This window comes from Rhizobium sp. CIAT894, from assembly GCF_000172795.2.
Lineage (GTDB): Bacteria > Pseudomonadota > Alphaproteobacteria > Rhizobiales > Rhizobiaceae > Rhizobium.
The window spans coordinates 3,562,501-3,586,114 of record NZ_CP020947.1 but is presented as its reverse complement, the minus strand read 5'-3'; the positions used below and the strand labels follow the sequence as shown (position 1 = coordinate 3,586,114).

The following is a 23,614-nucleotide window of genomic DNA, read 5'->3' as shown; positions in this document are numbered from 1 at the left end:
CATCAGGGAGGAAACGATGAAAATCCTGAAGGCCATGCTCGGCCTGACCGCAGCTGCCGCGGTCTCTCTTCTCGCCGGTGCCGCTTCGGCGCAGACCTATCCGGAACGCACCATCACCATGGTCGTCCCGTTTGCGGCCGGCGGCCCGACCGATACGGTTGCGCGCCTCGTCGCCGAATCCATGTCGAAGGATCTCGGCCAGCAGATCGTCGTCGAAAATGTCGGCGGCGCCGGCGGTACGCTCGGCGCCGGCCGCGTGGCGAGCGCCGACCCCGATGGTTACACCATCCTGCTGCACCATATCGGCATGGCGACCAGCGCTACCCTCTACCGCAAGCTCGCCTACGACACGCTCGGCGCTTTCGATTATGTCGGCCTCGTCACCGAGGTGCCGATGACGATCGTCGCACGCAAGGACTTCGAGCCGGCCGACCTCAAGGGGCTGATCGATTATGTCAAGGCCAACAAGGACAAGGTGACGGTTGCCAATGCCGGCATCGGCGCGGCCTCGCATCTCTGCGGCATGATGTTCATGAGCGCCATCCAGACCCCGCTCACGACCGTTCCCTACAAGGGAACAGGCCCTGCTATGACCGATCTGCTCGGCGGCCAGGTCGATATCATGTGCGACCAGACCACCAATACGACGAAGCAGATCCAGGGCGGCACCATCAAGGCCTATGCCGTCACCTCGCCGAAGCGCCTCGACGTGCTGAAGGATATTCCGACGGCTGTCGAAGCCGGCCTGCCGGGCTTCGAAGTCGGCATATGGCATGGCATCTATACGCCGAAAGGCACGCCAGCTGAAATCAACGAACGTCTGTCGAAGTCGCTGCAGGTTGCGCTGAAAGACCCGAATGTCGGCGCCCGCTTCGCCGAACTCGGCACGGCGCCGTCCTCCGACGCCGATGCGACGCCGGCTGCTTTGAAAGCCAAGCTCGAAAGCGAGATCGCCCGCTGGAAGCCGGTGATCGAGGCTGCCGGGGAATATGCGGACTAGTGAGGGATGTGCCAGGAATAGCCCCTCAGCCTAACCCTCTCCCTTAAACGGGAGAGGGACCTGCCCTGAGCACTCGCGGATAAGGTGAGAGGCTTGCGGCATGTGTGCTTTTCCCTGTTTGCGTGGAGAAGGTGTCGGCAGGCGGATGAGGGGCAGTCGCGGCAGCAGCGCGTTACGAACCATCTCCAACCCCAGGGGACATCATGAAATCCATCAGTTTCGATAGCACCAATGCGATCTGCGGCGCGCTTTTCGTCGCGACCGGCGCTTTTTTCGCCTTCCAGTCTCTGGGGCTCGACCTCGGTACGGCAATACGCATGGGGCCTGGCTACTTTCCGCTGGTGCTTGCCTGCGTGCTCGTGTTTCTCGGCGCGATCATCTTCATTCAGGCGCTGCGCGTCGAGGGGGAGCCGGTCGGCGCCTTGGCCTGGCGCGGCATGATCTTCATCCTGCCGGCGCCGGTCTTCTTCGGGCTGACGGTACGCGGGCTCGGATTTGCGCCGGCGTTGTTTGTCACCGCTTTCATCGCCTGTTTCGCATCGCAAAAGATGAACCTGTTCTCCGCGATCATCCTTTCGCTGCTGCTGACGGTCTTTTCCGTGGCGGTCTTCAGCTACGGGCTCGGCCTGCCGTTCGAGCGCTTCGGCCCCTGGGTCCGGTTCTAGGAGGCGATGATGGATCTTTTCAGCAATCTCGCCCTTGGTTTTGCGACAGCCGGCACGCTGGACAACCTGCTCTTCTGCCTGATCGGCGTGCTGCTCGGCACGCTGATCGGCGTGCTGCCCGGCATCGGCGCCACGGCGACGATCGCCATGCTTTTGCCGATTACCTTCCAGCTCGAACCGGTCTCTTCGCTGATCATGCTGGCCGGCATCTATTACGGCGCCCAGTATGGTGGTTCGACGACGGCGATCCTCATCAACATGCCGGGTGAATCCTCCTCCGCCGTCACCGCAATCGACGGCTATCAGATGGCGCGCAAGGGCAGGGCGGGGGCAGCACTTGCGATCGCCGCGCTCGGTTCGTTCTTCGCCGGCACGGTTTCGACCTTCCTCGTTGCGGTTTTCGCGCCGCCGCTCACCGCCATCGCGCTGCAATTCGGCTCGGCGGAATATTTTTCGCTGATGATCGTCGGCCTCGTCTCCTCGATCGCTTTGGCGCACGGCTCCGTCGTCAAGGCCTTGGCGATGGTGGCGCTCGGGCTGCTGCTCGGCCTCGTCGGCACCGACATCTATACCGGCACGCCGCGCTTCACGCTCGGCATTCGCGAATATGCCGACGGGCTGAATTTCGTGGCGCTCGCCGTCGGCGTCTTCGGGGTGGCGGAGATCCTGCGTAACCTCGAGGGCGAGTCGACCCGCACGGTGCTGATGGCCAAGGTGTCCGGCCTCTTGCCGTCCCGCCAGGAATTCAAGGAGATGATCGCGCCCGTCGTTCGCGGCACGGCGATCGGTTCGGCGCTCGGCATTCTGCCGGGCGGCGGCGCCATCCTTGCTTCCTTCGCCTCCTATACGGTGGAGAAGCGCATGTCGAAGACGCCGGAAGAATTCGGCAAAGGTGCGGTCGCCGGCGTCGCCGGACCGGAATCGGCCAACAATGCCGGGGCGCAGACCTCGTTCATTCCGCTGCTGACGCTCGGTATTCCGGCCAACCCGGTCATGGCGCTGATGGTCGGCGCGATGATCATCCAGGGCATCGTGCCGGGGCCGAACGTCGCTTCCGAGCAGCCGGCGCTGTTCTGGGGCATCATCGCCTCGATGTGGATCGGCAATTTGATGCTCGTCATTCTGAACCTGCCGCTGATCGGGCTCTGGGTGAAGCTGCTGACCGTGCCCTATTATGTGCTCTTCCCGGTCATCATGGCCTTCTGCTCGATCGGGGTCTACAGCGTCAACGCCAATGTCTACGATCTCTATGCCGTCGCCTTCTTCGGGCTCATCGGCTACGTGCTGGCAAAGCTTCGCTGCGAGCCGGCGCCACTGCTGCTCGGATTCGTGCTCGGGCCGCTGCTCGAGGAGAACCTGCGGCGCGCCATGATCCTGTCGCGCGGCGATCCGACAACCTTCATCACGCGGCCGATCAGCGCCACGCTTCTGGCGATTGCGCTTGCGGTGCTCATCGTCGTGTTCCTGCCGAGCGTCAAGAAGAAGCGTGAAGAGGTGTTCGTCGAAGAAGCCTGAGGGGTTGAACTTGTAGTCTGTTTGATCAACAAGGAATGATCTGACGCGGGCGCCGGTTGGGCGCCCGTTTCGCATGACAGGATATCCAGGCCCATGAGCATTCCTGCCCGGATCAGCGCCGATCTGCCGTTCCTCACATCCTTGCGCCGTGATCTGCATGCCCATCCCGAACTGGGTTTCGAGGAAGAGCGCACCGGCGGCATCGTCGCGAGGCTTCTCGAAGAGGCCGGCGTCGCCGTGCATCGCGGGCTGGCCGGCACCGGTGTCGTCGGCACGCTCCGGATCGGCAACGGCACGCGCAGGGTCGGGCTCAGGGCCGATATGGATGCGCTGGCCATGCCTGAAGTAGCGGAGCGGCCTTATAAATCGACAGTGCCCGGAAAGATGCATGCCTGCGGTCATGACGGCCATACGGCGATGCTGCTGGGTGCCGCCCGGCATCTTGCGGCGACGCGGAATTTTTCCGGCACGGTGCATTTCATCTTCCAGCCGGCCGAAGAGGGGCGCGGCGGGGCGAAGCGCATGGTGGAGGAGGGGCTGTTTACGCTTTTCCCCTGCGATGCCGTTTATGGCCTGCACAATATGCCGGGGCTTGCGGTCGACGAGATTGCCGTCGTCGAAGGGCCGCAGCTTGCGTCTTCCGATAGCTGGCGCATTACCTTTCGCGGTATCGGCACGCACGGCGCCAAGCCGCATCTCGGCCGCGATCCGATCACGGCGGCAGGCACCTTCCTGGCATCGCTGCAGACGATCGTCGGTCGCGTGGTCGATCCGCTGCAGCCGGCCGTCGTCAGCGCCTGTTTCCTGCAGGCGGGTGATCCGAAGGCTTTAAATGTCATTCCCGATATCGTGGAGATCGGCGGGACGGCGCGGGCCTATTCGCCCGATGTGCGCGATCAGCTGGAGCGCGAGATCGGCCGGTTGGCTAGCGGAACGGCTGCCATGTACGGCATATCGGCCGATTATCGTTTCGAGCGGCGCATTCCGCCCGTCGTCAATGATGGGGATGCGACCGCCCGGGCGCTTACTGCTGCCGGCACCGTCTTTGGTGAAAAAGTGCGGACAAACTTTCCGCCGTCGACGGCAGGCGACGACTTTGCCTTCTTCGCCCAGAAGGCGCCGGGCTGTTATGTATGGCTCGGCAACGGGCCGGCGGTGGACGGCGCGCTGCACCACAACACCGCCTATGATTTCAATGATGAGGCGCTTGGTTATGGCGCGGCTTATTGGGTAGCGTTGGTAGAGCGGGAGTTGAAGGCGTAGCTAGAACTGCGGTTGCGGCCCCCTCATCCGCCCTGCGGGCACCTTCTCCCCGCTGGGGAGAAGGGACTTGTCGCAACGTCTCGATTCCCCCTTCTACCCTTCGGGGAGAAGGTGGCCCGAAGGGTCGGATGAGGGGGCTGCACGGCAATCCCTCACTTTATGGTCTGTGCGTCCAGACCTACAAAACCTCCAACACCGGGCTTTCCAGTACCTTGCCCGTCACCACGTCGGCAATTCCCCGGTCCGTCTGGTGCGGGCCGGCATTGCAGGCCAGCGTTGCGCCGAAGCAGGCCTTGAAGACGCGGTAGGGCGGTTTCCAGTCGACGATTTTTTCCATGGTCTTGCGGATGTTGGCGAAGCTCAGGGCGGTGTCCTTCAGCGAGGCGGCGGTCACCAGGCCGGAGAGCGGCAGCGGCAGGAGCGCCTCGATCTTTCCGTCTTTGGCGACGGCCATGCCGCCGCCGGCTGATATGACCGCGTTGGCGGCGAGCGCCATGTCGCGGGTATTGCCACCGAAGACAGTGAGGTTGTGGCTGTCATGCGAAACGGTGGTGCAGAAGGCGCCGCGCCATTCGCCCCAGCCGGTGAGAAAGCCGATGCGCGGGGCGCCGTCGGCCTTGCCGTGGCGATGGGCGACGGCGATCATCGCGCTGCCCGCCGGCGGTACGACGAAGCCGTCTCTGACCTCTGTTTCCGCCTCGCCCCATTGCGTGAAGCGCGGACAGTCGATTGTGGCGACGCGGACGCGCTCACCTCTCGACGCAATGCGGAAATCATTTTCGCCGAGTTGCGGGAGCTTCACCGAATTTTCCAGCGGGGCCGGATCGAGATGCCGGACGTCAACCTGCATGCTGCCGTTGCGGGCGACGATGCGGCCGCCCGATATGACCAGCTGCGCCCGGAATTCCTCGAGGTCTTCGAAAAACACGATGTCGGCGCGGCGGCCGGCGGCGATCAGGCCAAGGTCGGAGCGTTTCAGACGCTCCGCGGCGTTGAAGGTCGCGGCACGCAGCGCCCATTCCGGATTCATGCCGTAGCGCACCAGGCGGCGGATGACGTCATCGAGGCCGCCGCTTTGGCAGAGTTCATCGGGAAAGACGTCGTCGGTGCAGAGTGTCACGGTCGGGGGCAGGTGGCCAAGACCGTTCAGCACCTCGACGAATTCCTGCAGCAGATGATCATGAGAGCCGCGCAGCTCGATCGTCAGGCCGGCGGCAAGTTTGGCGGCGAGATCGGCGCCGGAGGTGAGTTCGTGGTCGGAGGTGATGCCCGCTGCCATGAAGGCGTTGAGACCGGCGCCTTCGAGGCCGCGGGCATGGCCGCAGACGAGTTTGCCGGAGGCAAGGCCGGCGTTGACGATATTGGTCATGCGCGGATCGCCGTCGATGACGCCGCGCATGTTCATGACTTCGGCGACGCCGCCAACGACGGAGGAGCGCAGCATCTCAGCGACGACGGCGGCATCGAAAACGGCGCCGGCAAGTTCCAGGCCGGGTGCCGACGGTACGCAGGAAGGGGCGAGCAGGATCGTGCGCAGCGGCAGCGCGCGCGCCGCCTCGATCGCCCAGCGCATGCCGTCGAGGCCGTGGACATTGCCGAATTCATGCGGATCCCAGACGATGGTGGTGACGCCGCGTGGCAGGGCCGCACTTGCATATTCGGCCGGCGTCACCATCGAACTTTCGACATGCATATGCGTGTCGATCAGGCCGGGCGTCAGTGTGCTGCCTGCCGCATCGATGATCTCGACTGCATCCGCGCGGCTTGCCGGCGCGTGGACGCTTGCAATCAGCGCGCCGACGAGACCGATATCGGCATGCCGGATCAGGCCCGTCACCGCGTCCAGCAGCCGGCCGCCGGTAATCAGCACGTCGAAGGGAGCGTCACCGCGTGCAGCCGCGACGGCGCGTGCGCGCAAAACAGGATCGTAGAGATCGGCGGGTTCCTGGCGAGGAGTGGCGTTCATTTGCGGGCCTCGTAGACCAGGGCGGCGAGAATGATCGCGCGTGCCTTATCGGCATCGATCTCGGCGGCGAAGTGCGCATTGAAGGTCGCGTGGGTGGCACGGGTCTCGACGACGGTGCGGCCGCGGGTGAAGGCGCCCTGCAGCTCGACGTCGATGCGCGCCGGGCGGAATCCGACGATATCGGGAGCGACGAAGGCGATGGCGGCGCAGGGGTCGTAGATCGCCATGGCTGGGCGGCCGCGGCTGGTGGCGATATTTATATAACCGGAAAACATGTCGCCGATGAGCTCGGCATTGCCACCGCCGGCATTGCGCACCGGCTCGGCATCCTCCGGCCTTGCCAGCACCTTGCGGCAGAGGTCGAGATCGACCATGCGCAGTGGCAGCCCATGGGCGATAACGATCGCCAGCGCCTCGGGATCGGCCAGCGCGTTGAACTCGGCAGACGCCGTGTGGTTGCCCGAGGTGACAGCGCCGCCCATCCAGACGAGGTCGCTGATGCGGGCGGTAAGATCCGGCCGGGCGAGCGCCACGGCGGCGATATTGGTGAGGGGGCCGAGCGCCAGGATGCGGTGCTGGCCATCACGCTCCAGCCAGCGGCAGAGCGCTGTAAAAGCATCGCTTTCGGCAAGCGTGGGCGCCTCCGGCAGGCCCTTGCCTGACGTCGGGATACCGGTTGTGCCGAGGATCGCCTGGGCGGTTTCGAGCTTGCCGAGAACCGGCATGGCGCGGCCAGTGTGGATGGGGAAGGTCCAGCCGAAGGCGCTGGCGGCGCCGGCTGCGTTTCTTCTCACCTGCGGCAGCGGCGCGTTGCCGAAGACCAGCGATACGCCGTCGATTTCGAATTCCGACTGCACCACGACCAGAATGGCGGCGATGTCGTCGAAGCCCATATCGGTGTCGATCCAGACGCCCATGATTTCACCCGAACCGTTTGAGGCTTGCTGCGCCGGCAACCGGCAGGTCGAAGGCGATCGCGTTGCCGATCTCGTGCAGCGGCAGGCCTGCGTCGATCTCGGCCTTGATCGGCCCGAGCGGTGTATCGAGGAGATATTCACGGCTGTTGCCGGCGAAAGAGGTGCCTCGCACCGTACCCTGAAAAGGACCGGAACCAAGCTTCACCATGCGCGGACGCCAGGCGAGCCCTGCAGCTTCGGGCACCGGGCCGGAAAGCTCTGTCGGGCCGTTCGGCGTCGCAAGCTTATCGTCTTTCAGTGCGAAGACATTCTCGAAGCCGACGAAGTCGGCGACGAAGGCAGAGGCGGGATTGTTGTAGATCTCTTCCGGCGTGCCGATCTGTTCGATGGCGCCGTTCAGCATGACGACGATGCGGTCGGCGAGCGCCAAGGCCTCGACCTGGTCATGGGTGACGAAGATCATGGTGACGCCCGTCTCCTTCTGAACACGCTGCAGCTCGGCCCGCATTTCCAAGCGTAGGCGGGCGTCGAGATTGGAGAGCGGCTCGTCGAGCAGCAGCAATTTCGGTTCCATCACCATCGAGCGGGCGAGGGCCACGCGCTGCTGCTGACCGCCGGAGAGTTCGGCGGGTTTACGGCCGGCGAAAGTGATGAGCCCGACGGATTTCAGGCCGGCGCCGACGCGGGCATCGAGATCGGCGCCCGAGATGCCCTTGAGGCGCAGGCCGAAGGCGACATTCTCATAGACTGTCAGATGCGGAAAGAGCGCATAGGATTGGAAGACGAGCCCGATGGCGCGTTTGTTGGCGGAGATGCGGGTGATATCGGCGCCGTCGAGCCGGATGCGGCCGGAGGCAGGCGTCAGCAGGCCGGCGATCGCACGCATCGTCGTCGTCTTGCCGCAGCCGGAGGGGCCGAGAAGGGCAACGAGCTCGCCTTTGCCGATGGCGAGGTCGAGGTCTCTCACCGCGACCGTATCGCCATAGGCGAGCGTCAGCTTGTCGAGTTGAAGGTAGGCATCAGACATATCGCGAAAATCCCAGGAAGCGTTCGGCGAGGAAGATGATGCCGATCGACAGGAAGGCGAGAAGGGCGGAGAGCGCCGCAATGGAGGGGTCGTAGGTGGTTTCCATGTAACCCAGCATGTCGATCGGCAACGTCCGGACGCCGGGGCCGGAGAGGAAGAGCGAGACGGGCACCTGATTGAAGCTGGTGACAAAGCCGAGGATGAAGGCGGCAAGAATGCCGCCGCGGATATTCGGTATCACCACGCGGAAGAAGGCGCCGAGCCTGGAGGAGCCGAGCAGGACGGCCGCTTCCTCGATATCCGAGCGCAGATTGTCGAGGCTCGCCGAAACGACGCGCACGGCATAGGGCAGCACCAGGGCCGTATGGGAAAAGAACAGCGCCAGGGTGATATCGAAGCCGAAGGGCACGACGAGATAACGCAGCAGCGCCAGGCCGACGATGATGCCGGGGACGATGATCGGCAGCGAAACGATCGTGCGGACAGTTTCGGCCGCGGGCAGCCGGTAGCGGGAGAGCGCGTAGGCGGCCGGGATGCCGAGGACGAGGGCTGCGAGCGTTCCGAAGACGGCGAGAAACATCGACATGGCAAAGCTGTCACGGAAGCTCTCGATGGTGAAGACCTTCATCACCCAGCGCAGCGACAGCCCCTGCGGCGGGAAGGCCAGCGTATCGCCTGATGATAACGAAGCCGCAATGATGATCAGGAATGGGCCGATCAGGAAGATCAGCAGCAGCAAGAGCACAACAGGCGAAAACAGCCGTAGGGTCATCGGCGGCTCCTCGCCGTTGCCAGGCGTTTTAGCAGGATGTTGGCGGCAAAGCTCATGACGATCAGAATGAAGGCGATGACGCTCGCCGAGACGAAATCATTGGCGACGGAAACCTGCTGGTACATCAGCGTTTCGAGCATCAGCACCTTGGAGCCGCCGAGGACGGCGGGGGTGATATAGGCGGTGAGCGAGCCGGTAAAGACGAGCGTGCCGCCGATAACGAGACCTTCCCTGGTCAGTGGCAGGATGACCTTCCAGAACACCTGGAACCAGTTGGCGCCGAGCACACGGGCGGCCGGGATCGCATCCTTTGGCATGTTTTCGAGCGCGCTGATCAGCGACAGGATCATCAGCGGCAGGAAGAGCTGCAGGAGGCCGATGAAGACGGCGGTCTCGGTAAACAGCAGCCGCAGCGGCTCGGCGCTGAGGCCCAGGCCCGTTATCGCCTGGTTGACGATGCCGGTGCGGCCGAGAATGACGATCCAGGCATAGGTGCGCGCCACCGGCGAGATCATCAGCGGCAGGGTGATGAGGCCGATCATGCGGCCCTTGCCCTTCGGCGGCAGATTGACGATGGCAAAGGCTGCGGCATAACCGATGATCGCCGAGACGGCGGTCACTTCGAGGCCGAGCCGGAAGGTTCGCAGGAAAACGGTGCGATTCAGTGTGGCGGAAAAGAAATTGGCATAGGCCGACAGTGTCCAGGCACCGCCGGCGCGGAAGCCTTCCGACAGCAGAATGGTGACAGGCAGCAGAAACACCAGGGTCGCAAAGATGGCTGCCGGCAGGGCAAGCGCCAGGGCTTCTGTGCGGTTCTGAAACATGAGGCGCCTTTCAACCGGACGGGAGAGCAGGCCCGGCAGCGCCGGGACCGGTTTTCACACGGACCTTACTGGCCGACCTTCTCGTTCCATGTCTTCAGCCAGCCGGCGCGATTGTCGAGGGCGACGGCTGACGGGATCAGCTTGAGGCTCCTGGCCGTCGCCTCGCCGTAGGTGAGGTTGTTGGCCGCAGTCTCGGACAGCTTGACCTCGCTGTTGGCGGGGCTGTCGATCAGCTTCTCGGCGAGCTTGGTCTGGATGTCGGTCGAGAGCCAGAAATCCATGAACTGCAAGGCGAGATCCTGGTTTTTCGAACCCTTGGCCAGCACCAGCACGTTCATGCCGCCGGTTTGGCCCTCCTTCGGCGTCGCCCAGGCGACCGGGACGTCGAGCTTGGTGAAGCCTGCCCAGGAGAAACGGCCGATCGGCGCTGCCCAGATCTCCTCCTGCTGCATCAGTTGGACGAGCTGCGAGGATTTTTCGTAGAAGGTAACGATCTCGTCCTTCTTCTCGCCCAGCGCCTCGATCGGTCCTCTCAGATCGGGCGTGTCCTTGCCGAGCGCCTGGCCCAGCATATAGAGCGCCGGCGGACCCTGATTGGTGGTCACGTTCGGAAAGGCGACGTGGCCGATATATTCCGGCTTCAAGAGATCGGCCCAGGAGTCAATCTTCATCTTGTCGGAGCGATAGGCGATAGAGGTGGCGTAGAAGGTATAACCGACGCTCATGCCGTCGCCGTTCGGATCCTTGGCGATGTCGTAGAGCTTGGCGAAATTGGAAAGTTTCGCGGTATCGACTTTGTCGATCAGCCCGGCGCGGGAGGCGGCCAGTGCATCGGCCATGGAAACGGCGGCGAGATCGACGACGGGATTGGCCTTGTTGGCCTCCATCTTGGCCAATCGTTCGACGCTGTTGCCGGTTTCGACCACGAGCTTGCAGCCGCATTTGGCTTCGAACGGATCGTAGACCAGTGTCTTGAACTCGTCCTGGGCAAAGGCATAGACGGAAATGGTCAGCGTCCGTTCCGCCGCGGATGCGGCAAGCGGCGACAGTGCGGAGAGCGCCACCGAGGCAATGACAGCTTTTTTCATCCTACATGTTCTCCATCTCTGAGATTTTTGGTGCCGGGTCCGCAAGGCCCGGATGATTGGCGGACGATCAACTGCATGGCGACACGGCCGGTCTCAGCGGTCACGAGCATGCCCTCCCGGGTGACCCTCGTTTTGATGGCATCCGTCAGCGCCGACACGGCAATCTCGGCAATCCTGTCCATGTCCATCCGCATGGTTGTCAGCGACGGTGTGACGACGGGCGACCAGATGAGGTCGTCGAAGCCGGTGACGCTGACGTCAGTGGGAATGTTGATACCGGCCTGCTGCAGTTCCGTCAGCGCGCGCAGGGCCTGGAGGTCGGACAGGGCTGCGAAGGCGGTGAAACCCTGTCTCACCTTTTCAGCGAGGCCGAGCGGGCAGCCGATGCCGCCATCCTGCTCCAGTCTGTCGATCCACAGCGTTTCCGCATGCATACCCGCGCGCATGCCGGAGCGAATGCCGCCGGCACGATCGTTCTGGACGTTCGATTCCTGATTGTTGCCGATAATGAGGATGCGGCGATGGCCAAGGCCGGTGAGGTGATCGGCGATTTCGCGGCCGCCTTGCCAATGGTCGGCCGCCACAGTGTTGCCTGGCGTCGAGGCGGTGTCGATGACGGCGACCGGACAGGCGGCGGCCGAAATGCGGGTGGCGCGGCGGGGAATGATGATCATGCCATCGACGCTGCGCTCGACGAGCCGATTGATCGCCTCGGTCTGGGTGGCGGCATCGCCGCGGGAATCGGCGATCAGCACGCCGTAACCGGCGGCGGAGGCGGCGAATTCGATCGCCTGTGCGATCTTCGGAAACAGCGGATTGGCGATATCCGGCAGCACCAGGCCGAGAACGCCGCTGCGCCCGGTCCTTAATGCCCGGCCGGCCTGGCTCGGGACATATCCGAGCTCGGCTGCATGCTCGCGGATTTTTTCGATCAGTTGGCCGGAGACCCGGCCCTTGCCGGAAAGCGCGTTGGAGACAGTTGCGACCGAGACGCCGAGCGACGTCGCTATCCTGCTGAGGTTCGGTCCGGGGCGCGATTGAGGCATGATCGATGGCGCTCTGATTAATCGTTTAAGCAAAGCCTTTAACTCGACTTTGCAATCTTGTCGAATCCAAATTCATCTTATGCGCAATTATCCCAGAAGCGAATTCCGCGGGCATGAAAAAACCCCGCGAGGCGATCGCGGGGTTTGGCATTTTCAGAACAGGCAGGCTGCCGATCAGCGATTGGCCGGCTTCGCAGCCGGCACGGGCTTGGCCGGTGCTGTCGTCTTGCCGCCGGGCGCATAGCCGCCGCCGACTGCGATGTTCAGCGAGACGTAGTCCTTGGCCATCTGCTGGACGGACTGGGCAAGACTTGCCTGGGCCAGCGAAACCTGGCGCTGCGCGTCGAGAACGTCGAGCAGCGAAGAGGCGCCGTCCTTGTAGGATGCGGTGGAAAGTTCGAGTGTTTCCTGCGTGGTCTTGACCTGGGCCTGAAGCGCGGCGACCGTGCGGGCGTCGCGGCGGACGGCCGCAAGCGCGTTTTCCACCTGTTCGACTGCGGTCAGTACCGTCGACTTCCAATTGAGGTAGGCCGTGGCGGCATCGGACTGCGCCGACTTGACGTTGGCGCGCAGGCGGCCGCCGTCGAAGATCGGCAGGTTGAGGGTCGGGCCGAAGGACCAAGGCGTCAGGCCGCCATGGATGCCACGCTGGTTGATGTAGGACGGTGAGATCGAGCCGCTGAGCGAGATGCTCGGATAGAGCTGCGCCTGGGCGACGCCGATATTGGCGGTTGCGGCAGCGAGATCACGTTCCGCCACACGAATGTCGGGACGGTTGCGGATCAGGTCTGCGGGGATGCCGGAGGTGATGCCGCCGCGGAATACCGGCTGACCGGAGCCCTTCAGCAGTTCATCGACGAGAGCCGAGGCCGGCAGGCCGAGCAGCGTAGCGATGTGATGAGCCGATACGCGGATGTTGGTTTCGAGGCCGGGAATTTCGGCGAGCGTCGACTGTACGAGACCTTCGGCCTGAACGACGTCGAGACGCGAGGCGGCGCCAGCTTCGAGCTGGAACTTGGTCAGTTCGTAGGTCTCCTGGCGAGACTTCAGGTTGGCCTTCGAAAGCGCCAGGCGCTGCTGGTAGTAGCGAACGTCGATATAGCTCGAGACGAGATCCTGGATCAGCGTCAGCCTGGCAACATCGGCCGATGAGTAAGCGGAATCGAGCGAGGCGAGAGCGCTTTCGGTGCTGCGCTTGTAGAGGCCGAAGAGATCGAGCAGCCAGCTCAGCTGGACGTCGCCGCCGCTGGTGTTGCGCGTGTCGAACTGCGTGCGCAGCTCGCCTCTCTGGCCGCTCACCGTGTGCGAACCGCCGACGGTTAGGTTCGGCAGGGCGCCGGCTCCGGCGGTAGTGACGGCGGCGGAGGCCGCATTGATGCGTTCGATCGCCTGCTGGACTGTCAGGTTCTGCTCAAGGCCGGCGTTGACGTAACCGTTCAGCCGCGAATCGTTGAAGGCGGTCCACCAGGCTGCGGTAGCAACATCACCATCGCTCTTCGTTCCGCCTTCTCCGAATTTGGCGGGCAGCGGCATTTCAGGAGGAACATGATCCGGGCCAACAACGCAGCCCGACAACAACAATAATAATGCCGGGGTGGCAAAACGAAGAGATACCATTCATTTCTTCCTGTACTCGAGCAAGTCAATTCTTGTCCGAAGCTTCATGCTTCACTAACGCAACCGCGCCTCGTCCTACCAAAAATACACACACCGAAGCAGTCGGGCGCAATGTAGCAATCGGAACAGCATTATCACAGTGCATTTTTATCACACTCCTGCCGCATTTTTGCCCCGTGTGGCAAAGATGCGTCGAATGACGACGAAAAAGGACGGCACGAAGAAAATTCCGAGCATCGTCGCCGCCAGCATGCCGCCGAGAACGCCGATGCCGATGGCGTTTTGTGCCGCCGAGCCCGCGCCTGTCGCGATCGCCAGCGGCACAACGCCGAGAATGAAGGCAAGGGAGGTCATGATGATCGGCCGCAGTCGCAATCGTGCCGCCTCCAGCGTAGCTTCGTAGAGCCCCATACCGCTTTCCATGCGGTCCTTGGCGAATTCGACGATCAGGATCGCGTTCTTTGCCGCCAGCCCTATGGTGGTGAGCAGGCCGACCTTGAAATAGACGTCGTTCGCCTGACCGAAGAGGGTCGCGGCCGTCAGCGCCCCGAGAATGCCGACCGGCACCGCCATGATCACCGAGAAGGGGATCGACCAGCTTTCGTAAAGCGCCGCCAGGCAGAGGAAGACCACGAGAACCGAGATCGCGTAGAGCATCGGCGCCTGCGAACCGGAGAGGCGCTCCTGATAAGAGATACCCTGCCAGGCGACCGTATAACCGCCGCCGAGCTGTTCGGTCAGCGCTTCCATTTCGTTCATCGCATCGCCGGAGGAGACACCGGGTGCGGAAGCGCCATCGAGCGGAATGGCGCTGACGGCGTTGAAGCGGGCAAGCGATGGCGCGCCTTTCACCCACTCCGTCTTGGTAAAGGCGGAGAAAGGCACCATTTCGCCGGCGGTGTTGCGGGCGTACCAATGGTTGAGATCATCCGGCTGCATGCGGAAGGGCGCATCGCCCTGGACATAGACCGGCTTGATCTCGCCGTTCAGCGTGAAGTCGTTGACGTCGCGGCCGGTGAAGATGATCGACAGCATCGAGTTGACCGAGGCGATGTCGACGCCCATGGCGCCGATCTTTTCCTGATCGAGCACGATGCGCATCTGCGGCTCGACTTCCTTGCTGCTGCTGCGCAGGGCTACGATCTTGCCCGAGGTATTGCCCATCTGGATCAGCCGCTTGGAGGCGGACGTCAGCGCGTCGTTGCCGTGGCCGCCGGTATCGACGAGATACATGGAGAAGCCGCTCGATACGCCGAGACCCTGGATCGCCGGGGGCAGGAGCGCGAAGACCTGCGCCTCGCGGATGGCAAAGAAGTTACGCAGCGCGCGGTTAACGACCGACTGGGCGCTCAGATTCGGATCGGTGCGCTTGGAGAAATCCTTGAGCTTGGTGAAGACGATGGCGCTGTTCTGGCCGGAGCCGTTGAAGCCGAAGCCCAGCGCGCCGAACACCGATTCAACGGCATCCTTCTCATTCTGGCGATAATAATTCTCCACCTTTTCGACGACCGCCTGGGTCTGTTGCGTCGTCGAACCCGGCGGCGTGGTGACGATGGTCAACAGCACGCCCTGGTCTTCCTGCGGCAGGAAGGAGCTCGGCAGGCGGGTGAAGAGATAGGCGCAGCCGGCGCCGACAAGCAGGAAGACCAGCATGACGCGGATCGGCCGCTTCAGGAGATAAGCGATGGCGCTGATATAACCGTTGGTGGAGCGCGTGAAGTTGCGGTTGAACCAGTCGCCGACGCGGTGCTTCCGGTGTTCGCTGACCGGCTTCAGCATCGTGGCGCAAAGGGCGGGCGTCAGCACGAGGGCGACGAGGGCCGACAGCAGCATGGCCGAGACGATGGTGATCGAGAACTGGCGATAGATGATGCCTGTGGAGCCGCCGAAGAAGGCCATCGGGATAAAGACGGCGGTGAGGACGAGCGCAATGCCGACAATGGCGCCGGTGATCTCGCCCATCGATTTTTCCGTCGCCTCCAGCGGCGAAAGCTTCTCTTCCGACATGATGCGCTCGACGTTTTCGACAACGACGATGGCGTCGTCGACGAGAAGGCCGATCGCCAGCACCATGGCAAACATCGTCAAGGTGTTAATCGAGTAACCGGTGATCGCCAGCACCCCGAAAGTGCCGAGCAGCACGACGGGAACGGCAATCGTCGGGATCAGCGTTGCTCGCAGGTTCTGCAGGAAGATAAGCAACACGACGAAGACGAGCACAATTGCTTCGATCAGCGTGTGCACGACCTTCTCGATCGACAGTTCCACGAAGGGCGTCGTGTCGTAGGGATAGGTGATCTCCACGCCCGCCGGCAGGCCGCGGCCGATGACCTCGAGAGCGGAGCGGACGCGGGCTGCGGTATCGATGGCGTTGGCGCCGATCGCCAGATTGACGGCAAAACCGGTCGACGGCTGGCCGTTATACCGCGAGCCGCCGCCGTAGCTTTCCTGGCCGATCTCGATGCGGGAGACGTCGCTCAGGCGTACCGTCGCGCCGTCCTTTTCGACCTTGAGGATGATGTGCTCGAAATCGGCGACGGTGGTCAGCTGGCTTTGGGCAGTGATGGTGACGTTGATCTGCTGGCCGGGGGTCGCCGGCTGGGCGCCGAGCGAACCGACGGAGACCTGGGTGTTCTGCGCCTGGATGGCCGACGTAACGTCGCTCGGCGTCAATTGGTATTTCAGCAGCTTGAACGGATCGAGCCAGACACGCATGGCGTAACCCGAACCAAAGACGTTGATGCTGCCCACACCTTCCAGGCGCTGGATCTGATCCTCGATCGAGGTCGACATGATGTTGCCGAGGTCGACCGAGTTGCGCTTGCCGTCGGTCGAAACAAGCGAGCCGACGAGAAGAATGCTCGAAGTCGAGCGGGTGACGCTGATGCCGGCATCGATGACGTCGCTTGGGAGCTGCGACTGGACCAGCTGCAGCTTGTTCTGTACCTGCACCTGGGCAATATCAGGGTCGGCGCTCGTTCCGAAGGTGAGCTGGATGCTGGCCGAACCGGTCGACGACGTCGAGGTCATATAAGTGAGGTCGTCGAGGCCGGTCATGCCATCCTCGATGATCGTCGTCACGGATTTCTCGACGGTCTCGGCGCTGGCGCCCCTATAGGGGGCATTGATGCGAACCGTCGTCGGAGCGATGTCGGGATATTGCGAGATCGACAGGGTGAAGATCGCCAGCAGGCCGGCGAGCATGATGGTGATCGCAATGACCCAGGCGAAAATCGGACGTCGGATGAAAAACTTGGCCATCGGTTGTTCCTGTGCGGCTGAGACGGTGACGCTGCGGGCTCGAAGCGATTATTTCGCTGCGGGCTTCTGCGTATCACCGGCCGCGGGCTGCTCAGCAGGCACGACCACGCCGTTGTCATTGATCTTCATCGGGACCGGTTTTACCGGCATGCCTGCCGTGATCGACTGCAGGCCGGCGACGATCAGTTGATCGCCGTCCTTGATGCCTTCGGTCACGAGCCAGGAATTGTTGGAGGGTGAGCTGTTCTCGAAAGCGCGGGTTTCGACCTTGCCGTCGGCAGAAATGAACTGCGCCGTCAGCCGGCCATTGGCGTCACGGCTCGTCGCCAGCTGCGGCAGCGCATAACCGGCCTCGGCGCCGAGCTCGACGGTTGCCCGCACATACATGCCGGGCAGAACGATGCGGTCGGGATTGGGAAAAAGCACGCGGATGATGAAGGTGCCCGTGGTCTCGCTGACCACCTGCTTCGACATGTCGAGCTTGCCCTGCTGATTATATTCCTTGCCGTCTTCGAGGATCAGGTGGAAGGCGACATTGTCTGCGCCCTTGATGTCGCCGGCGGCCATCGCATCGCGGAGCTTCAAGAGGTTGGTGCTCGATTCCGTCAGCGAGATATAAATCGGATCGAGCTGGCGGATCGTCGTCAGCGCCGTCGTCTGGTTGGCCGAGACGACGTTGCCGACATTATAGGCCGTCTGGTCGATGACGCCGTCGAAGGGTGCGACGATCCGGGTGTGATCGAGATCGATCTGCGCGGCGGCAAGCGCTGCTTTCGTCGATTCCACTTCGGCCTTGGCCTGGAGCAGCGTCGTCTTGGCCGTTTCGAATTCGATCTGGGTGGCGCCGCTGCCGACGAGGCGCTGGTAGCGGTCGAGATTGCTTTCGGCGCTCGGCACGCTCGCTTGCGCCTTGGAGATTGCCGCCTTGGCCTGTTCGACGGCAGCGATATAGGGCGCATCCTCGATCTGGTAGAGAAGATCGCCCTTCTTGATTTCTCCGCCTTCCTTAAAGGCGATCTCTCGGATGATGCCGCTCACCTGCGGCCGGATATCGGCTGTCTGGAAGGTTTCGGCGCGGCCCGGAAGGATCGTGGTGATCGGGAAACTGTCCTTCTTCAGGGTGATCACGCCGACCGGGGCTGCCTGCTGTGCCGCGCCCGCGCCGGCATTGCCGGCGGGTTTGCCGGCATTGTCGCTGCAGGCGGCGAGCAACGTGCCGAACGCCAGAGCCGAGGAGATGAGGAGGGCGCGCCGTATCATTCTGAATTCCCTGTGCGGTGGCAATTACCGTTCGATCCACGGGCTCGGCTGGACCAAGCGCAGGCTTATATAAGCGTCAGGATTGATTTGGCTTCAAATGCCATCCGGATTTAACAAAGGCTTTACGAAGTGACGTAAGTCAGCAATCGTCACTTAGCAAGCGTTATTTTGCAATGCGGCATCGACGAAGCCGACAATGTCCTCGGCCCGGTGGACGAGGGTTTCCTTGTCGTCGCGGGCAATCAGGATCGGGTGCAATACGCAGGCCAGCACGTCTGCGACGGTGCGTGCGGCGCGTTCGGGATCGCGGCACTGATAACGTCCCTCCGCCATGCCTTCGCGGATGATTTCGCCGAGCTTCTGCTCGATTCGGGCGCGATAGCGATTGCCGGCCTCAAGTTTGGCCTCGATCGTCGAAAGCACCATTTCGAAAATGTAGGGATTGTTCTGGATGTCCTGCAGATGGCCTTCCAGCAGGCGCAGAACGAAACGGAGCAGTTGCTGCTTCGGCGGCAGGGCCTGCTCGAAAGCGGCGAAACGCTCGGCGGCATTGTCGAGATGGCGTCCGGCGATCGCGTCGATCAGCGCGACCTTGGAATGGAAATGCTTGAAGACATTGGCGGGCGACATGTGCAGTGCGCCGGCGATGTCGGCGATCGACACGGCGACGTAGCCGTGCTGGCGAAACAGCACCTCCGCCATGGAGAGAATATCCTCGCGCGTTTCTTCGGCCTTGCGTCTCGGCCTTTTTATCATCCGTCCCCCGCCGGGCCGATCCCGGTATCCCCTTTTGATGCTAGCGCTATTGCCTGTCGTCTTTTCAAGGGAAATAGGGGGCGAGGTTGCTTCGAACACGGGCAAGCGGTGTGTCGTGGCTATTGTCGGGGACAAAGCGCTCGCCGGTAATCGCCTCGTAAGCCTTGATATAGACGGCCGAGGTCTGCTCGATCAGTTCGACGGGGATTTCGGGGATCTCGTCCTTATAGGGATCGCAGCGTTCGGCCACCCAGGCACGGACGAAGTCTTTGTCGAAACTTTCCGGACGTCTTCCGGCCGCAAAGCTTGCTGGATAGCTTTCGGCAAGCCAGTAGCGGCTGCTGTCGGGTGTGTGGATCTCGTCGGCGAGAATGATATTGCCGTCGCTATCGGTGCCGAATTCATATTTGGTGTCGACAAGGATCAAGCCGCGTTTTGCCGCCATCTCCTGGCCACGGGCAAACAGAGCGAGCGCATATGTCGACAGTGCCTGCCATTGCTCGGCAGTCAGAAGGCCGCGCGTGACGATTTCGGCAGGCGTCAGCGGCTCGTCATGGCCGCCGTCGAATTCCTTGCTGGTCGGGGTGATGACGGGTTCGGGCAGGATCTGGTTGTCGCGCATGCCGTCGGGTAGGCGCATGCCGTACATCTCGCGCTCGCCCTTCTTGTAGAGTGTCAGGATCGAGGTCCCGGTGGTGCCGGCGAGATAACCGCGCACGACGATTTCGACCGGCAGGATGTCGAGCCGCTTGCCGATGACGACATTCGGATCGGGATAGTCGATGACGTGGTTCGGGCAGATGTCCTTCGTCGCTTCGAACCAATAGCGCGCCGTCTGCGTCAGTACCTGGCCCTTATAGGGAATGCAGGTGAGAATGCGGTCGAAGGCACTCAGCCGGTCGGTGCTGATGATGATGCGGCGCCCGTCAGGAAGATCGTAATTCTCGCGCACCTTGCCGCGATAATAGTTCGGCAATTCGGGGAAATGGGCTTCGGAGAGGATTCGCACGGCGCTCGACTGTCCTTGTGTTTGGGTGAAGGCTTCCTGTCGTTTCATGGCCGGGAAGTCAAGGTGGCCCCAAGTATCGCATTACAGAGTATCGCATCACAGCCAGAACAGAGCCAGGAGAAACAAGGCGAGGCCATAACATGTGACGGCAAGCGGCCAGCCGGCACGCAGGAAGTCGCTGAAGCGGTAACCGCCGATGCCCATGGCCAGCGTGTTGTTGTGGTGGCCGAACGGCGTCAGGAAATCGAGCGAGGCGCCAGCGGCGACCGCGATCAGATAGGCATGCGGCGCATGCTGGCCGGTTCTTGCAAATTCAAGGGCGACCGGGCTGAGGACGATAGCGACCGTTGCGTTATTGACGAAGGGCGTCAGCGCCATGGCGAGGAAGAGGATGAGGGCAACGCCGAAGAGCGGCTGGGTGATCGGCACGACGAGGCTCAGCCAGCCGGCGATGGTTTCGGCCGTCCCGGTGCTTGCGACCGCCTGACCGATCGGGATCATCGCCGCCAGCATGATAATGATCGGCCAGTTGAGATCGGCCATCGCCTGGCGAATGTTCAGATGATTGAGCAGGGCGAGTGCGAGCACGACGCCGGCAAAGGCGACGTCGGGACGCAGGCCGGCCGCGGAGGCGACGACGCCGCAGGCAAAGAGCGCAAAGGGCCGCCAGGAGAGCGAGGCTGGTTCGGTCGAAGCGGCCGAGGCAAGCGGCAGGCACTCGCTTTCTTCGAGCGCTTCGGCGATCGCCATGCGCGGCCCCTCCAACGTCAATATATCGCCGATCGATAGTTGCAGGTCGAGGAAGCGGCCCTCGATGCGCGGCGCGCGCATGGAAAGAGCGGTGACCGCGACACCGCGACTGTGAAAGATTTCGAGCGAGCGGATCCGCGAACCGACCAGCGTGCTTTCCGGCATCACGACGCTTTCGACGCGGAAGAAATCCGGCCGCAGGCCGTGCGGATTGATATCGGCCATCAGCGCCTGCGCGGCGGCAAGACCGGCAAAGACCGCATCGCTGCCTTCGGCAAGCAGCACGTCGCCGGCCGCGATCACCGATTGCTCGAGCGGTCCGAAGACGAAATTGTCGCCGCGGATCAACGCGTGGGCTTTGATGCCGAAGCGGGCCGGGCAATCGGAAAGCCTCACGCCGACCAGCGGCGAAACCTCGGGGATGCGGCGCTCGACGACGATGCGGCGCGTGACCGGCGAGATCGTCGCCGGCGCCTCGTCGGGCTCTGGAAACAGCCGCTGCACGCGAAGGGCGACCAGCATTATGCCGGCCATTGCGACCGGCAGGCCGACATAGGCGAAATCGAAGAAGTGAAAGCCGGCTCCGGTTGCCTCGCCGAGTGCATCGCTGACGAGCAGGTTGGCCGGCGTGCCGATCAGCGAAACGAGACCGCCGAGCAGGGCTGCGAACGAGACCGGCATGACGAACTGACGGCGGGGGATCGCCAGAGCCGTGCCGAGCCGCAGCGCCACCGGCAGGGTGATCGCAAAGGCACCGATATTGTTCATGAAGATGGAGATGAAACCGGCAAGCAAAGACGTACCTGAGATGACCTGGAAACCCGAGGGTTCCGTGGCCGCGAAACGGGCAGCGAGACTGTCGAAGAGCTTGGCGCGCGCCAGCACCTGGACGATCAGCAGGATCTCGACGACGGTGACGACGACGGGGCTGGCGAAGCCCGCGAAGATCCGATCGGCGGGATAAAGGCCGAGCGCATGGCCGGCAAGCAGACCGGCGATCGAAACCACCTCGATGCGGAAGCGATCGAGGGAGAAGAGAACGAGCATCGCCAGCAGAAGGATCAGCAGGGATGCTTGCGCAAACGACATGGGCAGGTCCGGTGTTTCATCGATGAGGCCGGACTGTAATCGTTCCTCTTATGCTGTACAGAGGCGCCGACAGGCGGGACTGCAATATCTCGTCTCAGGCCGCTGGTGCCTGCCACCGGCCTGCGGCGTTCCGCTCCAGAAGGGGCGTTGCGAAGACGCCGACGGTGCGTGCCGGCCATTGCGGCCCGGCCGCCGTTAGCCTTTCGCGCCAGCGCTCCGATTGCAGCATGGCGGCGCCGATGACGACGGGTTCGATACCGCAGGCCGTCAGCAGATCAAGAGCCGCGACGATCGAGGCGCCGCTGGAAATGACGTCGTCGATCAAAGCGACGCGCCGCCCGCTCAGCAGCGGCAGCATGCGCGGATCGATATAGAGGCGTTTCTCCTGCGTCGGCGTCGTGATCGAAGACAGGGCGACGGAAAGCTCGTCGCGGTACCAAAACTTGCGTGAGGTACCGAGCGGAACATACCGGTCATGACCGAGCTTCTGCGCCACGGCGGCGGCAAGCGTCAGGCCGAGCGTCGGCAGGCCGGCGACGACATCGATGCGCATGGGCCTGATCTTTTCGGCGAGGCTTTCGGCGAGCGTATCGAGCACGGCGAAGCCTGCCTGATTGACGATCAGCGAGGCGAGGGCGTGATTGCCATCCGCCAGCACGCGGATCGGCAGGCGAAGCTGGCGGCCATCTTCCAGTGTGGCGACATAGAAGGAAGCGAATTCGCCGTCGCCGCCAAAGGTGCCGGGCGGATGAATCTCCTGCCAGAAATCATGCGGCGCCATGCCGGTTGCTTCAGTCAACTGCGTCTTGCCTTTTCGATGCCGGTTTTCCGCCGCAGCAACTGCAATTCCGTCTCCGTCAGCGCGCGCACGGCGCCTTTCGGCAGTTCGCCAAGTTCGAGCCCGCCGATTGCGACGCGCACGAGGCGCAGACATTCCGTCCCGAGCGCCTCCAGCATGCGGCGGATCTGGCGATTGCGGCCCTCGTCGAGCTCGACCTCGATCCATGAGTTCCTGTCGCCCTGGCGCAGACGCCGAGCGGCGGTTGCCGTCAGCAACTCGCCGTCGTGGCGAATGCCCGACGTCATGGCTGCAATCGCCTCGTCATCCATGATGCGGTCGATCTGCACATGATAGGTTTTCGTCACATGGGTGACGGGATCGAGCAGGATCTGGGCAAATTCGGTGTCGTTGGTGAAAAGCAGCAGGCCCTCGCTCGCCTTGTCGAGCCGGCCGACGGGGGAGAGGTGCGGGATGTCGAAATCCCTGAGGCAATCATAGACTGTCGGCCTGCCTTCGGGATCATGGCGGGTGGTGACGAGCCCGCGCGGCTTGTTGAGCATCAGGTAGATTTTCGTCTCGGCAGCGATGACGAGGCCGTCGACACTGATCTTGGCGGTGGCAAGGTCGACCCAGGCGGAGGTATCGCTGATGGTGCGGCCGTCGACGGCAACGCGACTTTCGGCGATCAGCCGCTCGGCCTGCGTTCGGGAGCAATACCCAAGCTTGGAAAGAGCACGGGGGAGGGTGACCCGCTTGGCCGCGGCGTCGGCGGCGGGCTTTGTCCGCTCGCGCGTCTTATATGATGGACGCCGTTCCCTCATCTGCGGTCCTTATGCTGCCTTGATGCCTTGTCTTGGCATGAACGACGCAAGGATGCCAGCAAGGCGAAGAAAAACCGGGAAAGAAGAGACGCCATAAAACAACGTCAGCGCTTTGGAGAAAAGCGCCGTTCCGGCATGATGGGGTCGGGCTGGCTCAGCGGCAGGCCATGAAGCCGGCAAGTTCCTT

Annotated in this window: 19 protein-coding genes and 1 pseudogene (1 of these 20 cut by a window edge); 4 read left to right on the top strand and 16 right to left on the bottom strand. The window is 63.0% G+C overall.

Features of this window, described 5'->3' with window-relative positions; genetic code table 11:
- The first annotated feature begins 16 nt into the window (after nt 1-16).
- The 4 genes from RHEC894_RS17730 to RHEC894_RS17715 all read left to right on the top strand — a co-directional run bounded on the left by RHEC894_RS17730 (nt 17) and on the right by RHEC894_RS17715 (nt 4,443).
- Nucleotides 17-1,000 carry a tripartite tricarboxylate transporter substrate-binding protein gene (locus RHEC894_RS17730; protein WP_085738246.1) on the top strand — a complete coding sequence of 328 codons (984 nt, stop codon included), beginning with the start codon at nt 17-19 and terminating at the stop codon, nt 998-1,000.
- Between the two features lie 203 nt (nt 1,001-1,203).
- Nucleotides 1,204-1,665, top strand: coding sequence for a tripartite tricarboxylate transporter TctB family protein (locus tag RHEC894_RS17725; RefSeq protein ID WP_085738245.1), 462 nt, complete (start codon nt 1,204-1,206; stop codon nt 1,663-1,665).
- A gap of 9 nt (nt 1,666-1,674) precedes the next feature.
- Nucleotides 1,675-3,180 (top strand): tripartite tricarboxylate transporter permease, encoded by a 1,506-nt coding sequence (locus RHEC894_RS17720; RefSeq protein ID WP_085738244.1) that lies wholly within the window; start codon nt 1,675-1,677, stop codon nt 3,178-3,180.
- Between the two features lie 93 nt (nt 3,181-3,273).
- Entirely contained in the window at nt 3,274-4,443 is a 1,170-nt protein-coding gene (locus tag RHEC894_RS17715) for a M20 aminoacylase family protein (RefSeq protein WP_085738243.1), read from the top strand.
- A 178-nt stretch (nt 4,444-4,621) separates the two neighbouring features.
- On the opposite strand, the gene RHEC894_RS17710 is transcribed toward RHEC894_RS17715, so the two are convergent.
- The 16 genes and pseudogenes from RHEC894_RS17710 to RHEC894_RS17635 all read right to left on the bottom strand — a co-directional run.
- The gene (locus RHEC894_RS17710; protein ID WP_085738242.1) at nt 4,622-6,409 is read right to left on the bottom strand and encodes an adenine deaminase C-terminal domain-containing protein; all 1,788 of its coding nucleotides are present in this window, start codon (nt 6,407-6,409) and stop codon (nt 4,622-4,624) included.
- Nucleotides 6,406-7,326, bottom strand: coding sequence for a nucleoside hydrolase (locus RHEC894_RS17705; RefSeq protein WP_085738241.1), 921 nt, complete (start codon nt 7,324-7,326; stop codon nt 6,406-6,408). Before RHEC894_RS17705 ends, RHEC894_RS17710 begins: the two co-directional genes overlap by 4 nt.
- 4 nt (nt 7,327-7,330) lie before the next feature.
- On the bottom strand, nt 7,331-8,353 hold the full coding sequence (locus tag RHEC894_RS17700; RefSeq protein ID WP_085738240.1) for an ABC transporter ATP-binding protein: 1,023 nt from the start codon (nt 8,351-8,353) through the stop codon (nt 7,331-7,333).
- Complete coding sequence (locus RHEC894_RS17695) at nt 8,346-9,125, bottom strand: ABC transporter permease (protein ID WP_085738239.1); 780 nt, start codon at nt 9,123-9,125, stop codon at nt 8,346-8,348. Before RHEC894_RS17695 ends, RHEC894_RS17700 begins: the two co-directional genes overlap by 8 nt.
- Nucleotides 9,122-9,949 (bottom strand): ABC transporter permease, encoded by an 828-nt coding sequence (locus RHEC894_RS17690; protein ID WP_010068312.1) that lies wholly within the window; start codon nt 9,947-9,949, stop codon nt 9,122-9,124. Before RHEC894_RS17690 ends, RHEC894_RS17695 begins: the two co-directional genes overlap by 4 nt.
- A gap of 65 nt (nt 9,950-10,014) precedes the next feature.
- Complete coding sequence (locus RHEC894_RS17685; protein ID WP_085738238.1) at nt 10,015-11,037, bottom strand: ABC transporter substrate-binding protein; 1,023 nt, start codon at nt 11,035-11,037, stop codon at nt 10,015-10,017.
- A gap of 1 nt (nt 11,038) precedes the next feature.
- Nucleotides 11,039-12,083: pseudogene (locus tag RHEC894_RS17680) on the bottom strand (LacI family DNA-binding transcriptional regulator).
- A 174-nt stretch (nt 12,084-12,257) separates the two neighbouring features.
- A complete protein-coding gene (locus tag RHEC894_RS17675) occupies nt 12,258-13,700 on the bottom strand; it encodes an efflux transporter outer membrane subunit (protein ID WP_085738237.1) in 1,443 nt (480 codons plus the stop codon).
- A gap of 150 nt (nt 13,701-13,850) precedes the next feature.
- Nucleotides 13,851-16,961, bottom strand: coding sequence for an efflux RND transporter permease subunit (locus RHEC894_RS17670; protein ID WP_085738236.1), 3,111 nt, complete (start codon nt 16,959-16,961; stop codon nt 13,851-13,853).
- A 48-nt stretch (nt 16,962-17,009) separates the two neighbouring features.
- The gene (locus tag RHEC894_RS17665) at nt 17,010-18,221 is read right to left on the bottom strand and encodes an efflux RND transporter periplasmic adaptor subunit (RefSeq protein ID WP_085738235.1); all 1,212 of its coding nucleotides are present in this window, start codon (nt 18,219-18,221) and stop codon (nt 17,010-17,012) included.
- 153 nt (nt 18,222-18,374) lie between these two features.
- The gene (locus RHEC894_RS17660) at nt 18,375-18,977 is read right to left on the bottom strand and encodes a TetR family transcriptional regulator (RefSeq protein WP_010069008.1); all 603 of its coding nucleotides are present in this window, start codon (nt 18,975-18,977) and stop codon (nt 18,375-18,377) included.
- Between the two features lie 64 nt (nt 18,978-19,041).
- The gene (locus tag RHEC894_RS17655; RefSeq protein WP_010069009.1) at nt 19,042-19,986 is read right to left on the bottom strand and encodes a phosphoribosylaminoimidazolesuccinocarboxamide synthase; all 945 of its coding nucleotides are present in this window, start codon (nt 19,984-19,986) and stop codon (nt 19,042-19,044) included.
- A 96-nt stretch (nt 19,987-20,082) separates the two neighbouring features.
- Nucleotides 20,083-21,825 carry an SLC13 family permease gene (locus RHEC894_RS17650; protein ID WP_085738234.1) on the bottom strand — a complete coding sequence of 581 codons (1,743 nt, stop codon included), beginning with the start codon at nt 21,823-21,825 and terminating at the stop codon, nt 20,083-20,085.
- A 94-nt stretch (nt 21,826-21,919) separates the two neighbouring features.
- Complete coding sequence (locus RHEC894_RS17645) at nt 21,920-22,606, bottom strand: phosphoribosyltransferase (protein WP_085739035.1); 687 nt, start codon at nt 22,604-22,606, stop codon at nt 21,920-21,922.
- A 14-nt stretch (nt 22,607-22,620) separates the two neighbouring features.
- The gene (locus tag RHEC894_RS17640; RefSeq protein WP_085738233.1) at nt 22,621-23,427 is read right to left on the bottom strand and encodes a pseudouridine synthase; all 807 of its coding nucleotides are present in this window, start codon (nt 23,425-23,427) and stop codon (nt 22,621-22,623) included.
- Nucleotides 23,428-23,581: 154 nt separating this feature from the next.
- Nucleotides 23,582-23,614 carry the 3' portion of a hypothetical protein gene (locus RHEC894_RS17635; protein WP_085738232.1) on the bottom strand. Its footprint extends 174 nt past the window's final position, so 33 of the gene's 207 nt are visible here — the last part of the coding sequence; the start codon falls outside the window, past its right edge — the gene reads right to left on this strand; its stop codon occupies nt 23,582-23,584.

Coding starts and splice junctions, on each gene's coding strand:
- RHEC894_RS17730 (WP_085738246.1), top strand. CDS start 17: ATGAAAATCCTGAAGGCCATGCTCGGCCTGACCGCAGCTGCCGCGGTC.
- RHEC894_RS17645 (WP_085739035.1), bottom strand. CDS start 22,606: ATGGCGCCGCATGATTTCTGGCAGGAGATTCATCCGCCCGGCACCTTT.
- RHEC894_RS17665 (WP_085738235.1), bottom strand. CDS start 18,221: ATGATACGGCGCGCCCTCCTCATCTCCTCGGCTCTGGCGTTCGGCACG.
- RHEC894_RS17700 (WP_085738240.1), bottom strand. CDS start 8,353: ATGTCTGATGCCTACCTTCAACTCGACAAGCTGACGCTCGCCTATGGC.
- RHEC894_RS17685 (WP_085738238.1), bottom strand. CDS start 11,037: ATGAAAAAAGCTGTCATTGCCTCGGTGGCGCTCTCCGCACTGTCGCCG.
- RHEC894_RS17650 (WP_085738234.1), bottom strand. CDS start 21,825: ATGTCGTTTGCGCAAGCATCCCTGCTGATCCTTCTGCTGGCGATGCTC.
- RHEC894_RS17705 (WP_085738241.1), bottom strand. CDS start 7,326: ATGGGCGTCTGGATCGACACCGATATGGGCTTCGACGACATCGCCGCC.
- RHEC894_RS17675 (WP_085738237.1), bottom strand. CDS start 13,700: ATGGTATCTCTTCGTTTTGCCACCCCGGCATTATTATTGTTGTTGTCG.
- RHEC894_RS17690 (WP_010068312.1), bottom strand. CDS start 9,949: ATGTTTCAGAACCGCACAGAAGCCCTGGCGCTTGCCCTGCCGGCAGCC.
- RHEC894_RS17640 (WP_085738233.1), bottom strand. CDS start 23,427: ATGAGGGAACGGCGTCCATCATATAAGACGCGCGAGCGGACAAAGCCC.
- RHEC894_RS17670 (WP_085738236.1), bottom strand. CDS start 16,961: ATGGCCAAGTTTTTCATCCGACGTCCGATTTTCGCCTGGGTCATTGCG.
- RHEC894_RS17715 (WP_085738243.1), top strand. CDS start 3,274: ATGAGCATTCCTGCCCGGATCAGCGCCGATCTGCCGTTCCTCACATCC.
- RHEC894_RS17725 (WP_085738245.1), top strand. CDS start 1,204: ATGAAATCCATCAGTTTCGATAGCACCAATGCGATCTGCGGCGCGCTT.
- RHEC894_RS17720 (WP_085738244.1), top strand. CDS start 1,675: ATGGATCTTTTCAGCAATCTCGCCCTTGGTTTTGCGACAGCCGGCACG.
- RHEC894_RS17695 (WP_085738239.1), bottom strand. CDS start 9,125: ATGACCCTACGGCTGTTTTCGCCTGTTGTGCTCTTGCTGCTGCTGATC.
- RHEC894_RS17660 (WP_010069008.1), bottom strand. CDS start 18,977: ATGATAAAAAGGCCGAGACGCAAGGCCGAAGAAACGCGCGAGGATATT.
- RHEC894_RS17710 (WP_085738242.1), bottom strand. CDS start 6,409: ATGAACGCCACTCCTCGCCAGGAACCCGCCGATCTCTACGATCCTGTT.